Annotated in this window: 12 protein-coding genes; 7 read left to right on the plus strand and 5 right to left on the minus strand. The window is 66.6% G+C overall.

From position 1 onward, the window contains the following. Positions 1-218: 218 nt before the first annotated feature. Positions 219-2,009, plus strand: a complete 1,791-nt coding sequence (aspS, locus tag AUL34_RS07520) for an aspartate--tRNA ligase (RefSeq protein ID WP_061932807.1) — start codon at positions 219-221, stop codon at positions 2,007-2,009. A gap of 49 nt (positions 2,010-2,058) precedes the next feature. Here the strand turns inward: aspS and AUL34_RS07525 are convergent, their stop codons facing one another. Next, entirely contained in the window at positions 2,059-2,574 is a 516-nt protein-coding gene (locus AUL34_RS07525; protein WP_061932809.1) for a 2'-5' RNA ligase family protein, read from the minus strand. Positions 2,575-2,590: 16 nt separating this feature from the next. Beyond that, complete coding sequence (locus AUL34_RS07530) at positions 2,591-3,775, minus strand: hypothetical protein (RefSeq protein WP_061932811.1); 1,185 nt, start codon at positions 3,773-3,775, stop codon at positions 2,591-2,593. A gap of 188 nt (positions 3,776-3,963) precedes the next feature. Here AUL34_RS07530 and parC point away from each other — a divergent pair, with 188 nt between their 5' ends. The 3 genes from parC to AUL34_RS07545 all read left to right on the plus strand — a co-directional run bounded on the left by parC (position 3,964) and on the right by AUL34_RS07545 (position 8,920). Beyond that, positions 3,964-6,213: a DNA topoisomerase IV subunit A gene (gene parC, locus AUL34_RS07535; RefSeq protein ID WP_061932814.1), complete on the plus strand. Its 2,250-nt coding sequence runs from the start codon at positions 3,964-3,966 to the stop codon at positions 6,211-6,213. A gap of 101 nt (positions 6,214-6,314) precedes the next feature. Then, positions 6,315-7,682, plus strand: a complete 1,368-nt coding sequence (locus AUL34_RS07540) for a chloride channel protein (RefSeq protein ID WP_061932816.1) — start codon at positions 6,315-6,317, stop codon at positions 7,680-7,682. Next, the gene (locus AUL34_RS07545) at positions 7,679-8,920 is read left to right on the plus strand and encodes a DUF2254 domain-containing protein (protein ID WP_192845712.1); all 1,242 of its coding nucleotides are present in this window, start codon (positions 7,679-7,681) and stop codon (positions 8,918-8,920) included. The genes AUL34_RS07540 and AUL34_RS07545 overlap by 4 nt, the downstream gene beginning before the upstream one ends. A 7-nt stretch (positions 8,921-8,927) precedes the next feature. Here the strand turns inward: AUL34_RS07545 and AUL34_RS07550 are convergent, their stop codons facing one another. From AUL34_RS07550 to hemB, 3 genes are all read right to left on the minus strand, one after another. After that, complete coding sequence (locus tag AUL34_RS07550; protein ID WP_061932818.1) at positions 8,928-9,677, minus strand: arginyltransferase; 750 nt, start codon at positions 9,675-9,677, stop codon at positions 8,928-8,930. A gap of 123 nt (positions 9,678-9,800) precedes the next feature. Next, entirely contained in the window at positions 9,801-10,268 is a 468-nt protein-coding gene (locus AUL34_RS07555; RefSeq protein WP_061932820.1) for an RDD family protein, read from the minus strand. 83 nt (positions 10,269-10,351) lie between these two features. After that, a complete protein-coding gene (gene hemB, locus AUL34_RS07560; protein WP_061932822.1) occupies positions 10,352-11,374 on the minus strand; it encodes a porphobilinogen synthase in 1,023 nt (340 codons plus the stop codon). Between the two features lie 235 nt (positions 11,375-11,609). Here hemB and AUL34_RS07565 point away from each other — a divergent pair, with 235 nt between their 5' ends. The 3 genes from AUL34_RS07565 (at position 11,610) to AUL34_RS07575 (ending at position 14,345) form a co-directional block, all read left to right on the plus strand. Continuing rightward, positions 11,610-12,038, plus strand: a complete 429-nt coding sequence (locus tag AUL34_RS07565; protein WP_061932824.1) for a DUF6163 family protein — start codon at positions 11,610-11,612, stop codon at positions 12,036-12,038. A gap of 176 nt (positions 12,039-12,214) precedes the next feature. Then, entirely contained in the window at positions 12,215-12,727 is a 513-nt protein-coding gene (gene ldtR, locus AUL34_RS07570) for a transcriptional regulator LdtR (RefSeq protein ID WP_156420828.1), read from the plus strand. 283 nt (positions 12,728-13,010) lie between these two features. Next, on the plus strand, positions 13,011-14,345 hold the full coding sequence (locus tag AUL34_RS07575) for a murein L,D-transpeptidase (RefSeq protein WP_370539033.1): 1,335 nt from the start codon (positions 13,011-13,013) through the stop codon (positions 14,343-14,345). Positions 14,346-14,413 lie beyond the last annotated feature (68 nt).

Raw genomic sequence — 14,413 nt, forward strand, 5'->3', positions numbered from 1 at the left:
CTTATAGGACGAGTTCTCGCCGCTTTGCATCGGTTGGCCGGCCGCCGATGCGCTTTCCACTACTTTCCGGCGCATCTCGGCAGCGCGCCCCGTAGCGCCGGGACCCAAGATTCTTGACAGGATGGCACCTGCATGCGCTTGTCCGCGCGAATTTCGGGCTGGAGCGCCGTCCCACGCGTCCGCCCGCGACCCGCCGGATCAGCCGAAAGAAGACTGCCATGCATCGCTACCGTTCCCATACCTGCGCCGCGCTTCGCCCTGAGCATGTCGGGAACACGGTGCGCCTGTCGGGTTGGGCGCATCGCATCCGCGACCACGGCGGGCTCCTGTTCATCGATCTGCGCGATCACTACGGCCTGACGCAGATCGTGGTGGATCCCGAGTCTCCTGCCTTCAAGACGGCCGAGACAGTGCGCGGCGAATGGGTGATCCGCATCGACGGCGAGGTGAAGGCGAGGACGGCGGAGACCGTCAACGCGAAGCTTCCGACCGGCGAGGTCGAAGTCTTCGCACGCGAGATCGAGGTGCTGGGTCCGGCGAAGGAACTGCCGTTGCCGGTCTTCGGCGAGCCCGAGTATCCCGAGGACGTGCGCCTGCGCTACCGCTTCCTCGACCTGCGTCGCGAGACGCTCCACCGCAACATCATGCGGCGCACGCAGGTCGTGGCATCGATGCGCCGCCGCATGAACGAGATCGGCTTCAACGAATTCCAGACGCCGATCCTGACGGCGTCGAGCCCGGAGGGCGCGCGCGACTTCCTGGTGCCGTCGCGCCTCCACAACGGCATGTTCTACGCGCTGCCGCAGGCACCCCAGCAGTACAAGCAGCTGCTGATGATGTCGGGCTTCGACCGCTATTTCCAGATCGCGCCCTGCTTCCGCGACGAAGATCCGCGCGCCGATCGTTTCTACGGCGAGTTCTACCAGCTCGACCTCGAGATGAGCTTCGTCGAGCAGGAGGACATCTTCCAGACGATGGAGCCGGTGATCCGGGGCATCTTCGAGGAGTTCGCCGACGGCAAGCCCGTCAGCCAAACCTTCCGTCGCATCCCTTACGCCGACTCGATCCGCCGCTACGGCTCCGACAAGCCGGACCTGCGCAACCCGATCGAAATGCAGGCGGTGACCGAGCATTTCGCGGGCTCGGGCTTCAAGGTCTTCGCCGGCATGATCGCCAGCGATCCGGCGGTCGAGGTCTGGGCGATCCCGGCCAAGACGGGCGGAAGCCGCGCCTTCTGCGACCGCATGAACGCCTGGGCGCAGGGCGAGGGCCAGCCGGGCCTCGGCTACATCTTCTGGCGCGAGGAGAACGGGGCGCTCGGCGGCGCCGGGCCGCTCGCGAAGAACATCGGCGAGGAGCGTACGGAGGCCGTGCGGACCCAGCTCGGCCTGGAAGCCGGCGACGCCTGCTTCTTCGTCGCAGGACGCCCGGAGAAGTTCTACGCCTTCGCGGGCTCGGCGCGCACGCGCGTCGGCGAGGAGCTGAACCTCGTGGACCGCGACCGCTTCGAGCTCGCCTGGATCATCGACTTTCCGTTCTACGAATGGGACGAGGACAACAAGAAGGTCGACTTCGCGCACAACCCGTTCTCCATGCCTCAGGGCGGCATGGAGGCGCTGCAGGGCGGCGAGCCGCTGGCCATCAAGGCGTTCCAGTACGACATCGTCTGCAACGGTTTCGAGATCGCGTCCGGCGGCATCCGCAACCAGCTGCCCGAGGTGATGGTCAAGGCCTTCGAGATCGCCGGCTATTCCCAGGCCGACGTCGAGGAACGGTTCGGCGGTCTCTACCGCGCGTTCCAGTACGGGGCGCCGCCGCATGGCGGCATGGCGGCGGGCGTCGACCGCATCGTCATGCTTCTGTGCGGGGCCAAGAACCTGCGCGAGATCGCGCTGTTCCCCATGAACCAGCAGGCGCACGACTTGCTTATGGGCGCGCCCGCGGAGGCGACCCCGGCGCAGCTCCGCGATCTCGGCATCCGCACGATCCCGCAGCCCCCGAAGGGCTGAGGCGGCTCGAACGACTACGGAACGAAGGAGGGCGCCGCGGCGCCCTTTTTCATGGCGCGGCTTGGAAGCCGTATTCGCCCGCCAACGCCCAGGGACCTCCGCGATAGTGCCAGAGGAGAAGGCCGGTGCCCGCGGCCTCGAACGGCGAGAAGGTGGCCTTCAACTCGGCGCAGAGCGCTTTTGCTTCGGGAGCCGGTGCCTTGTTCTGAATGGTGACGTGCGGCGAGAAGCCCGCAAGGTCCTGCCGCTCGAGAAGGGCGTGCCATCGCTCGGCAAGTCTCGCGCGCAGTCTCTTCAGCGGATCCGACGCGATCGCGTAGGCCGAGCCATAGCCGAGGAAGCGGATCGATTCCGCCCACAGCCGGATCTCTTCGTTCTCAGCAGCGATCGCCGTGAGGTCGCGATGGATCTCCGGCCAGCGATCACCCGGCAGCTTGTGGAACAAGGTCAGATGCGCCGGGATCATATTGCGCGCCGGCGGGAAGTGCCGCCGGCGCATCGTGTCGAAATGCTCGAAGCTCGCCGCGTCGAAGCGCAGCGTCAGGATCAGCGGGTCGGGTTCCACGCCGATCCCCGCAGCGTCAGTTGCCCGAACGCACCGACAGGTTCAGGACCTGCGGCAGTGTCTGCGGCGCCCCCATGGCAGCACCTAGAATTTGCGTCGCCGGCACCGGAGCGGCGGGCGCGATCGCGATCCGCAGCGCCTTCGGGTTCTCCAGGAAATCCTTGACGGCCGCGGTGACCTCGGCCTGGAATTCCGGGTTCTGCAGATAGCCGAGCGCCAGCGGCAGCGAACCGACGAGGCCGGTGACCATCTGCTCGCGCGTCTGGTTGTTCTGCTTGGCATAGTAGTCGAGAAGGCGGTTCGTCAGCGAGTTGTCGGTGAAGGCAAGCTCGGCCGATTGGAGGTAGAGCTGCGAGATCAGCCCGATCACCGCCATGCCGGCGCCCTCGTTCTGGCCGCCGCTTGCCTGCATCTGCTGGCTGATCTGGCCGAGAGACTGGATGAAGCTCGGCGTGTAACCCGTGATCGTGTAGGCGAAATTCAGGGTTCCGGCATCGTCCACGGCGACCTGCAGCGGATCGAGCGTCAGCGCGCCGGACTGTGGGTTCCAGGATCCGGTGCCAGATACGTTGCCGGTTAGTTGCGGATAGCCGAGGTCGGCCATCACGGTGGATCCACGACCGCCGCCGGACGCCTGCGTGTCGGCAGTGAAACGCTGTACGCCGAACGTGCCGCTGTAGCCGGCTTCGGCACCGCCGGCGGTGCGCAGTTCGATCGATTCGGCGGTCACCACGGGGCGGCCGTCTCGTTCCGCCGTCAGGGAACCCACCGCCGCGCGGTCGAAGAACATCGGAGAAGCGGCGGCCGGTGCGGTTGCGCCGGCAGGGGAAATCTGAAGACCTTCGACCACGATGCCGGACACGCGCGTGCGCGTGGGTCCGTCCGTTCGGTCGATATCGGCCGGGGCGAGGCGCTGGACCCGCCAGCCTTCCGGCGTCGAGCCGGTCACGTTCTCGAACCGCAGATCGCCGAGGGCGACCGCGTCCTCGCCCGGTTCGCTGCCACGCACGGTGGCGCCGGACAGAAGGACGTCGTCGCCTTCGCTCGTGGCGCCGGCGTAAGCGAGGGTGACCTGCTGCTCCGCCATCAGGCCCTTCAGCCGCTCGCCGAAGGCTTGGGCGTCGGCCGCCAGCGAAGAAGTCGTGCCCGCCAGCACGAAAGCGAGACCCGCGAGGATGCGGCGGGACGGATGCACACGCATGAAGACACCTTTCTGACCGTGACGAAACCGAAGCGCCGAAGCGACCGGGCCTAGCGGACCCGCGGAGGACGCCGCTAATATGGACAGTCTCATCGGCGGGGAAAGGGAGAACCCGGACCGCTGCGATGATCGATCGCGGTTTGTTCTCCTCTTGTTCCGGTTTGCGGTTTGCGATATGGCCCGAGGCCATGGGCAAGCCAGTGGACACCCCGCCGAACGGCGGCGATATCGAACCGATCGACCTCAAGGCGGCGCTGGAGGAGCGATACCTCGCCTATGCGCTGTCGACGATCATGGGCCGCGCGCTGCCCGACGTGCGCGACGGGCTGAAGCCGGTGCATCGGCGCATCGTGCATGCCATGCGCGTGCTCAAGCTTGATCCCGGCCAGGGCTACAAGAAGTGCGCGCGCATCGTCGGCGACGTGATGGGCAAGTTCCATCCGCACGGCGACGCCTCGATCTACGATGCCCTGGTGCGACTCGCGCAGGACTTCTCGATCCGCTACCCGCTGATCGACGGGCAGGGCAACTTCGGCAATGTCGACGGCGATAGCGCAGCGGCCATGCGCTACACCGAAGCGCGGATGACCGACGTTGCCACGCTGCTTCTACGCGGCATCGACGAGAACGCCGTCGATTTCCGTCCGACCTACAACGAGGAGGACCAGGAGCCGATCGTCCTGCCGGGCGCCTTCCCGAACCTCCTCGCCAACGGCTCGTCCGGCATCGCGGTCGGCATGGCGACCTCCATCCCGCCGCACAATGCCGCCGAGGTCTGCGACGCCGCTCTCAAGCTGATCGAGCAGCCGGACGCGGACACGGACGCGCTGCTGAAGTTCGTTCAGGGACCGGATTTCCCGACAGGCGGCGTCGTGGTGGACGGGCGCGAGACGATCCGCGAGGCCTATGCGACCGGACGGGGCTCGTTCCGAGTGCGCGCCCGCTGGGAGCGCGAGGAGCAGGGGCGGGGCGGCTATGTCGTAGTGGTCACCGAGATCCCCTATCAGGTCCAGAAGTCGCGCCTGATCGAGAAGATCGCGGACCTTCTGACGGCCAAGCGCCTGCCGCTGCTGGCCGACATCCGGGACGAATCGGCCGAGGACGTGCGCATCGTCCTCGAACCCAAGGCCCGCACCGTGGATCCGGTGCTGCTGATGGAATCGCTCTTCCGCCTGACGGATCTCGAATCGCGCATCCCGATGAACATGAACGTGCTCTCGGGCGGCAAGGTGCCGAGGGTCATGTCGCTGCGCGAGGTGCTCGTCGAATGGCTGGCGCACCAGCGCGAGGTGCTGGTCCGCCGTTCGCAGTACCGACTCGACCAGATCGAGCGGCGGCTCGAGATCCTCGGCGGCTACATCATCGCCTTCCTCAACCTCGACGAGGTGATCCGCATCATCCGCGAGGAGGACGAGCCGAAGGCCGTCCTGATGGCGACGTTCAAGCTCACCGACGTCCAGGCCGAGGCGATCCTCAACATGCGCTTGCGCAGCCTGCGCAAGCTGGAGGAGTTCGAGCTCAAGCGCGAGTTCGACACCCTGAGCGAGGAGCGCGCCGAGAAGCAGGCGCTGCTCGGCTCGACCGAACTTCAGTGGGCGAAGGTCGCAGGCGAGATCCGCGAGGTTCGCGAGACCTTCTCCAAGAAGACCAGGCTGGGCAAGCGACGTACCCTCTTCGCCGATGCGCCCGAGCACTCGTCGGACGACATCGCCGTTGCGCTGATCGAGAAGGAGCCGGTGACCATCGTCCTGTCGCAGAAGGGCTTCCTTCGCGCGATGCGCGGGCATCTGGCCGACCTTTCCGGCCTGACCTTCCGCGAGGGCGACGCGCTGAAGCTGTCGTTCCCGGCACTGACGACCGACAAGCTGGTGTTTCTCTCGACCAACGGACGCGCGTTCACGCTGGGTGCCGACAAGCTGCCCGGTGGACGCGGGCACGGCGATCCCATCCGTCTCGCCATCGAATTGGAGGACGATCAGGATATTGCCCTCGGTTTCGTGCCCGATCCGGCCGGCAAACGACTTCTGGCCTCGAGCGACGGCAACGGGTTCGTGGTCGCCGAAGGCGAACTCGTGTCGTCCACTCGCAAGGGCAAGCAGATCCTGAACGTCGCGGAGCCGGTGCGCCTCCTGCGCGCCGAGCGAGTCGGCGCCGGCGACGCGGTGGCCGTGGTCGGCGACAACCGGAAGATGCTGGTCTTCCCGCTCGCGCAGGTGCCCGAGATGGTGCGCGGCAAGGGCGTTCGGCTGCAGCGTTTCAAGGACGGCGGTCTTCTCGACCTCAAGGTGTTCAAGTCGGCCGACGGGCTGACGTGGACGGACCCGGCCGGACGCGTCTTCAACCGCTCCGATGCCGAATTGATGGAGTGGCGCGGCGACCGGGCGCAGGCCGGTCGACTGGTTCCGAAGGGGTTCCCGAAAAGCGGCCGCTTCGGCTGACGCTCGCGGCGGGTGGAAGCGGGGTCGGCGGTCGCCGAGGGTCGACAAGCCGCGCGCATCTGCGCATGAACGACCTGTCGCGTCGAGCCCGAGTACGCCGTATGCCGAAGACCACCTCCGTTCGATCGAAATCGCGCCTCCGCCGCACGCCGATGCTGCGCCGTTCGCGAGCGGCGCTGTGGTCGAAGCGCGCATGGCGTCCGCGCCTCGTGTTCTGGTTCGGCGCCCTCACGGTGGGCCTGACCAGCGTCCTTTTTGCGAAGCTTGCGGACGGCGCACAACACCTGTTCGCGTCGCTGACCACGGCTCCGGGCGTCGGCACGGTGGCGATGCTGCTGGTTCCTCCGCTCGGCTTTGCGCTGTCGAGCTGGCTGGCGCTCACATACTTTCCGAATTCGCAGGGCAGCGGTATCCCGCAGGCCATCGCTGCGCGACATCTGGAGGCAGACGCCGAGCGCGGGCGGCTTCTGTCGCTGCGGGTCGGGTTCGGCAAGATCGTCCTCACCCTTCTCGGTCTCTTCTCCGGCGCCTCGATCGGGCGCGAGGGGCCGACCGTTCAGGTGGGCGCGGCGATCATGATGGCGGTGGGCCGGGCAGGCGGTGCGATGCATGCGCGGGGGCTGATCCTGGCGGGATCCGCCGCCGGCATCGCAGCGGCGTTCAATACCCCGCTCGCTGGCATCGTCTTTGCGATCGAGGAGATGGGGCGAGCCTACGAGGCGCGCACCAACGGGCTCGTGATCTCGGCCGTCGTCGTGGCGGGCCTCGCCTCGCTCGCGCTGACCGGCAACTACACGTATTTCGGCGAAAGCGAAGCCGTCGTCGGGTCGGCCGAAGGCTGGGTGCTCGTGGTCGTCTGCGGCGTCCTCGGCGGCGCGCTCGGTGCCTTGTTCAGCGCCGGGGCGCTGCGGCTGCTGCGACGTCTCCGCCGCTGGACGAAGGGAGCGCCGCGACGGGTCGTCGGAGCCGCGGCCCTATGCGGGCTTGTCGTCGCGCTGATCGGCTTCGCATCCGGTGGAACGACGTTCGGCACGGGATACGAACAGGCTCGCGCGGCGATCGAAGGGGGCACGTTGTCGCCGCTCTTTTTCGTCGGCAAGTTCGCGGCGGGCCTGGCGTCCATGGTGTCCGGTATCCCCGGCGGCATCTTCGCGCCCTCGCTGGCGGTCGGCGCCGGGCTCGGCTCGACGATCGGCCTCGTCATCGGCGGCGGCGCTGGGCTCGCGGCGATCCTCGGCATGACGGGCTACTTCGCGGGCGTCGTGCAGGCGCCGATGACGGCCTTCGTCATCATCATCGAGATGACGGGCAACCAGACCAACGTCGTCCCGGTGATGCTCACCGCGCTCCTTGGCTTCGGCACGGCGCGCCTTGTGTCGGGCGAGCCGCTCTACCACAGCCTGTCACGCGACTACGTGGCCGAAGCGCTGCGGCGGCGACGGTTGGACGAAGCAAGGAACGACGCATGATCGGACGGTGGGGTTGGATCGTCCGGCGGATCACGCGGCGGATCTGGTTTCGGGCCGGTCTGTTCTCGCTGCTCGGCGTCGTAACGGCGCTGCTCGGCACTTGGGCGAGCCCGTTCATTCCCCTGAACATCTCCACCAAGATCGGGTCGGACGCGGTCGACAACATTCTCGGCATCCTGGCGTCGTCGATGCTCACGGTGACGACCTTCTCGCTCTCCACCATGGTTTCGGCCTATTCGGCGGCGACCAGCAACGTCACGCCGCGCGCCAACGTCCTCATCATGGAGGATTCGACGACGCAGAACGTCCTGTCGACCTTCATCGGCACGTTCCTGTTCAGCCTTGTCGGCATCATCGCCCTTTCGACGGGCACGTACGGCGAGCGGGGGCGGGCGATCCTCTTCGGCGTGACGATCCTCGTGATCGTCTTCATCATCGTCACCCTGCTGCGCTGGATCGACCACCTGTCGCGTCTCGGCCGCGTGACCGAGACGACGCAGCGGGTGGAGGAGGCGGCGCTTTCTGCCATTCGGGAGCGCCGGCGCCGCCCGCATCTCGGGGCAAGACCGCTGCTCGACCGCACGAAGGACGTGCCCGAAAGCGCGAACCGGTTGGCTCCGACGGCCATCGGATATGTCCAGCACATCGACGTCGAGGCCTTATCGGAACTCGCGACCAAAGCGAACGCCCGCGTCTTCGTTCTGCGGCTGCCCGGCGAACTTGCCGATCCGACGCAACCGATTGCAGCGGTCAACGGGGGCTCGATCGACGAGGCGGCGTTGAGGGACTGCTTCACCATCGGCGACCGGAGGTCCTTCGACCAGGACCCACGCTTCGGTATCTGCGTCCTCACGGAGGTCGGCAGCAGAGCGCTGTCGCCCGCCACCAACGATCTCGGGACCGCGGTCGATGTGATCAGCCGTCTGCTGCGCGTCCTAGCAGCCTGGGTCGAACCCGCCGACGAGATCACAGATGAGATCGACAACGTCTTCGTGCCTCCGCTACGGGCGGACGATCTTTTCGACGACGCGTTTCTGGCGATGGCGCGCGACGGCGCGACGGTGGTCGAGGTGGGCACGCGCCTCCAGAAGGCGTTGCTCACCCTGTCGCGTCTCGGCAATCCGGACTACGTCGAAGCCGCCCGCCGGCATTCCCGCGAGGCTCTGGCGCGAGCCGAACTGGCGCTGACGTTCGAAGCCGACAAGGATCGCCTCCGCGCCCTTTCGGCGCACGTCTGACCTCTGTTCAGCCCGCCGCGTAGCGCTCCCACCCCTTGGCCATCAGGTGCTCCTGCGGCTGGAAGCGGATCTTGTACTGCATCTTGCGGGACCCCTCGACCCAATAGCCGAGGTAGAGATAGGGCAGGCCGAGCTCGCGCGTGCGACGGATATGATCGAGGATCATGTAGGTGCCGAGGCTCCGGTCCACTTCGTCCGGACGATAGTACGAGTAGACCATCGACATGCCATCGGCCATGACGTCGCTGAGCGCCACCGCCATCAGCGGCTCGTCGGAGCGACCGGTGATGCGGTAGTCCGGCCCCTTGCGCCGATACTGGATCAGCCGCGTGTCCACCTGGCTGTCCTCCACCATCATGGCGTAGTCGCCGGCGCTCATCTCGGCCATGCCGCCATTCGCGTGCCGGGCTTCGAGATAGCGGCGGAACAGGGCGAACTGTTCGGACGACGGCTCGGCGGTTTCCATGTGGCCGAACAGATCGGCATTCGCCTGCATCACGCGGCGCATCGATCGCGTCGGTTCGAATTCATCCACGAGGATGCGCACCGACACGCAAGCGCGGCAACGCTCGCAGGCCGGCCGATAGGCGATGTTCTGGCTTCGGCGAAATCCGCCCTGGGTGAGCAGGTCGAGAAGGGCAGACGCGCGCGCGCCGACGAGATGGGTGAAGACCTTCCGCTCGAACTGGCCGTCGAGATAGGGGCAGGGCGATGGCGCCGTGAGGAAGAACTGCGGGCTCTGCGGATGAGCGGTCATGCGGTCTGGCGCCTCGTGTCGCGCGCGGCTTTCTTCCGCACGCGCCACATCAGTGTGGTGACCGCCGCGCAGCTTGAAAAGCTCTCGCGGACACGGCGATCGAAAAATTCCTCAACTATCCCGTCAGGTGCGTCGTACGACCACAGTGTTCAGCAGCAGATCCTGGATCAGCTGCTTGCGCGCCGTGAAGAGGCCGAGCACCACGATGAAGCCCGAGGTCAGCGCACCGGCGACCCAGAACAGGACGGAATGCGCGACGCCGAGACCCGGGTCGGTCGGTCGCCCGTCGAGGCGCTCGAGCCGGAGCCCGAAGAGGCGCATGCCCGGCGTCGCCTGGGACTTTCCGCCCAGGGTGAAGGCGACATAGGGCAGGGCAACGAGCGGAAAGAGAGCACCGTAGAGCATCCAGCCGAGGCCGAATGTCAGGATGCCGAGCACGCCCACGATGAGACCGAACGGGATGCAGAGGAGGAGCACGATCGTGTAGTCCACGAGGAAGGACAGCACGCGGCGCGTGCGCACACCCTCGTAGGCTCGCGGCTCGTCCAGCCAGGTCCGGGGTGCGGCGTTCAGGACCGTCGCATCGCTCATCGTCTCGTCTCTCCAATTCCTGCCGGAAATTCCGGTTCGAGACAGGAGATGGTGCCGGTTTGCTGCACGCGCAATGGCGGGTTTCAGCCCCGGTGCAGGGCTTCCGCGACCTTCGGCGCGAAGTAGGTGAGGATGCCGGAGGCGCCCGCCCGCTTGAAGGCGCGCAGCGACTCGAACATCGCCTTGTCCCCATCGATCCAGCCGTTCTGCGCGGCCGCCATGATGGTCGCGTACTCGCCGGACGTCTGGTAGGCGAAGGTCGGCATGCGGAACTCGTCGACGAGGCGGGCGAGGATGTCGAGATAGGGCAGGCCGGGCTTGACCATGATCATGTCGGCGCCTTCGGCGACGTCCTGCGCCGCCTCGCGCAGGGCCTCCAACGCGTTGCCCATGTCCATCTGGTAGGTGCGCTTGTCGCCGCGCAGAGCGCCCGCCGACCCGACCGCATCACGAAACGGGCCGTAGAAGGCGGAGGCGTATTTGGCGGCGTAGGACATGATCATCGTGTCGCCGAAACCCTCGGTGTCCAGCGTCTCGCGGATGCAGGCCACGCGACCGTCCATCATGTCGGACGGGCCGATGATGTCGCAGCCGGCACGCGCCTGAACGAGCGCCTGGCGACAGAGGAGTTCCACCGTCTCGTCGTTGACGATGACGCCGTCCCGCACGATGCCGTCATGGCCGTGGCTCGTGTAGGGATCGAGCGCGACGTCGCAGAGAATGCCGACCTCGGGCACCGCCTCCTTCATGGCGCGCGTCGCGCGGCACACGAGGTTGTTCTCGTTGAGAGCCTCGCTGCCGGTCTCGTTCCGAAGCGATGCGTCCGTGTAGGGAAACAGCGCCACGACGGGAATACCGAGATCGGCCGCGCGCCGCGCAGCCTCGACGCAGCCCGCGACGGAATAACGGGAGACGCCCGGCATGGAGGCGACCGGCTGCGCCTCGCCGTCGCCCTCGCGCACGAAGATCGGCCAGATGAGGTCGTCGGCTCGCACGTCGGTCTCGCGCACCAGACGACGGGTCCAATCGTTCTGCCGCAGGCGGCGCAGGCGCGTTCCGCCGGTGGCGCGGTCGATCCTGCCGGTCATCGCGTTGCGCTCGGCCATGGTCCTGTCCTTTCCGTCCTTCATGGCGCTGCTATGCCCCCGGCATCGAGGCTTGCACAACCCCGAAAGCTCGGGTGCGAGCCCATCGCATTGACGCGGCGGGCGAGGGTGCCTAGCCTTTGTCCATCGTGCGGCGTCCTTCAAAGGTTACGCTCGAGCCTCGATCAGGACATGGCATGACCCCTTCACCCCTCGAACTCGCGCGCGCCGTTTTCGGTGCGCCGCCCCGGCGTTCATGACGCTGGAGATCTTCGAACGGGACCGGGAAGCATCGCTCAACCGCGCATTAGTCGTCTGGCTTTGCCGGATCGCGGGCCTCGCCATGTTCGGCATGGGCCTCGTCTACTGGATCCGGCTGATCGGCGTCTTCGATGGCGCCTTGTGGCGCTTCGACCTCATGCCGGTCTGGTGGCGGATCGCCTGTCCGACCCTCGCCGTGCTCTACCCGGTTGCCGGCACGGGCCTGTGGCTCGCGACGTCATGGGGCGGCGTGATCTGGATCCTGGTGGCGGCCTGCGAGGCCGTGATGCGGTTGGGCTTCCCGCATCTCTTCGGAGGGGAGCCGCTGATCCTGGGCGGTCACGCCTTCGGACTGGCCCTGCTGGCGGCGCTCCGGATCGTCGGCGCCTTCGAGAGACGCAAGCGTTTGCGCGGCGATCGTTGAGCCGAAGTCGGTTGCTTTTGCCTCCCGGCGTTCACTGCGCGTTCAGCAAAATCGCAATCGCAATTCTTAAACTCCCCGTTAAGCCTGCGTTTTAAAACGAATTTTAGACGCGCCGCGTAAGTTGCTGGACAAGACGAGGTCATGAAGAACCTCGGAAAGCAACAGTGGGATCGATCATGAAGAATACGGTCGCCAAGCGCGCTGCAGAGATTGTGCGTGAAGACAAGCCTGAGCTGAAGATGCTGTACCTGGAAACGCTGCAACTGGTGGAGCGTCTCCACCGCCGGTTGCTGGACGTGATCAAGGACGAGTTCGATCGCGCCGGTCGGACCGACATCAACGCGGTTCAGGCCCTGCTCCTCTTCAACATCGGCGATTCCGTCCTCACCGCCGGTGAGTTGCGCACCCGCGGCTTCTACCTCGGCTCCAACGTCTCGTATAACCTCAAGAAGCTCGTCGAGCTCGGCTTCATCGACCATCAGCGCTCGCGCGTCGACCGCCGCGCCGTCCGTGTGTCGCTGACGAAGTCCGGCCTGGAGGTCGCTGAGATCGTCGCCGAGCTCTACGATCGCCACATCGGCTCGATCGACAAGGTCGGCGGCCTCGACGAGGGCGAGTTCCAGAAGCTGAACAAGTCTCTCCAGCGCCTCGACCGGTTCTGGAACGATTCGATCATGTATCGGCTTTAGACCGGTCCTATCGGCTGATCGCGTCGCCTCCGGTCCGCGATCGTCCCATGACCCCGCGAGCGTCGTCCCGCTCGCGGGGTTTTTTGCAACAGCCGACCCGAAACATCTCGACCCGTCAGGGCTTTGGCCTTTTCGGTCCCCCTTTTCGCCGTAATCCGATGGCCATTCGGGTTTCCAGGCGCCAGGGGTCCAATCCCTGTCGGTTCCGTGATTGCCCGTTACGCTTTGGTTTACCAAGCCGCCCCTATGTTGCGGCGCAAGTGGGCAAGACTTGCCAAGGGGTTTGAGAATGACTGAGGGCGCAGACAACCGTTCGATCCGTATCAGCCGCCGGCGCTTCGTGGCCGGCGCGGCCAGCATTCTGGGGGCAGGCGCCTTCGCCGGGGCCGCGCGCGCCCAGTCGGCGATCGATGGCGTGCTGGCGGCGCCCAACCGGGGCGGCTGGAACGACCAGTTCGACACCCGCCAGGCCAGCGTCCGCAACGTCGCCTCGAACCAGCCGGTGTTCTCGTCCAAGACGCTGAACGCCATGCAGCAGGCGGCGGGCCAGTACCTGCAGATCGCCATGTCCGGCGGTTGGCAGCGCGTGCCCGACTCCTCCAAGCTCGAGCTCGGCGTGCAGAACGCCGCCGTGCCGTATCTGCGCGAGCGCCTCGTCGTCTCGGGCGATCTCGACCGCTCGGCCGGCGCCTCGCAGGCCTTCGACACCTATGTCGACGCCGCAGTGAAGCGCTTCCAGGCGCGCCACGGCCTGCCCGCCGACGGCGCCGTCGGCGAGTACACGTTCAAGGCCCTCAACGTACCGGCCGACGTGCGCGTGACGCAGCTCAACACCAACATCCAGCGCCTCTCGGCCATCCAGGTCGATCCCGGCCGCTTCGTGATGGTCAACATTCCCGCCGCGTCGATCGAGGCGGTGGAGAACGGGCGCGTCGTGCAGCGTCACACCGCGGTGGTCGGCAAGATCGACCGCCAGACGCCGATCCTCGACTCCAAGATCACCAACCTCAACCTCAACCCGTACTGGCACGCGCCGGCGTCGATCGTCCGCAAGGACATCATCCCGCTGATGCAGAAGGACCCGACCTATCTGCAGCGCAACGACATCATCATCTATGCGGCCGACGGGAGCGTGATCCCGCCCGAGACGATCAACTGGCAGACGGACGAGGCGGTGAAGTACCTCTTCCGCCAGAACCCGGGCCGCATGAACGCGATGTCGTCGGTGAAGATCAACTTCCCGAACCCGTACGCCGTCTACATGCACGACACGCCGCAGCAGAGCGTGTTCTCGCAGCTCATGCGCTTCGAATCGTCGGGCTGCGTGCGCGTCCAGAACGTGCGCGACCTGATCGTCTGGCTGGCGCGCGACACGCCGGGCTGGGACCGCGCGGCGATCGAGAAGACGATCGCGGCCCGCACCCGTCAGGACGTGAACTTCAACAACCCGGTGCCGCTGCACTTCACCTACCTCACCGCCTGGGCGACCGATCCGACCGTGGTGCAGTTCCGCGACGACATCTATGCCCGCGACGGCGCGGACCAGCTGGTGATGACCGACGCGCGGCCCACGGCCTATGCTTCGGGCGAGCAGGCCTACGCCGATCTGCCTTATTGACGACATCGGCTTTCGAACAAACAGGGGCCCGGCGGCGACGCCGGGCCTTTCGCGTTTTCGTTCCCGCG

This window comes from Aureimonas sp. AU22 (assembly GCF_001463745.1).
Taxonomy (GTDB): Bacteria; Pseudomonadota; Alphaproteobacteria; order Rhizobiales; family Rhizobiaceae; genus Aureimonas.

Bases quoted from the DNA above. Each gene is read 5' to 3' on its own strand.
- parC (WP_061932814.1), top strand. From the start codon at position 3,964: ATGGGCAAGCCAGTGGACACCCCGCCGAACGGCGGCGATATCGAACCG.
- AUL34_RS07530 (WP_061932811.1), bottom strand. From the start codon at position 3,775: ATGCGTGTGCATCCGTCCCGCCGCATCCTCGCGGGTCTCGCTTTCGTG.
- AUL34_RS07565 (WP_061932824.1), top strand. From the start codon at position 11,610: ATGACGCTGGAGATCTTCGAACGGGACCGGGAAGCATCGCTCAACCGC.
- AUL34_RS07555 (WP_061932820.1), bottom strand. From the start codon at position 10,268: ATGAGCGATGCGACGGTCCTGAACGCCGCACCCCGGACCTGGCTGGAC.
- hemB (WP_061932822.1), bottom strand. From the start codon at position 11,374: ATGGCCGAGCGCAACGCGATGACCGGCAGGATCGACCGCGCCACCGGC.
- AUL34_RS07550 (WP_061932818.1), bottom strand. From the start codon at position 9,677: ATGACCGCTCATCCGCAGAGCCCGCAGTTCTTCCTCACGGCGCCATCG.
- AUL34_RS07540 (WP_061932816.1), top strand. From the start codon at position 6,315: ATGCCGAAGACCACCTCCGTTCGATCGAAATCGCGCCTCCGCCGCACG.
- ldtR (WP_156420828.1), top strand. From the start codon at position 12,215: ATGAAGAATACGGTCGCCAAGCGCGCTGCAGAGATTGTGCGTGAAGAC.
- aspS (WP_061932807.1), top strand. From the start codon at position 219: ATGCATCGCTACCGTTCCCATACCTGCGCCGCGCTTCGCCCTGAGCAT.
- AUL34_RS07545 (WP_192845712.1), top strand. From the start codon at position 7,679: ATGATCGGACGGTGGGGTTGGATCGTCCGGCGGATCACGCGGCGGATC.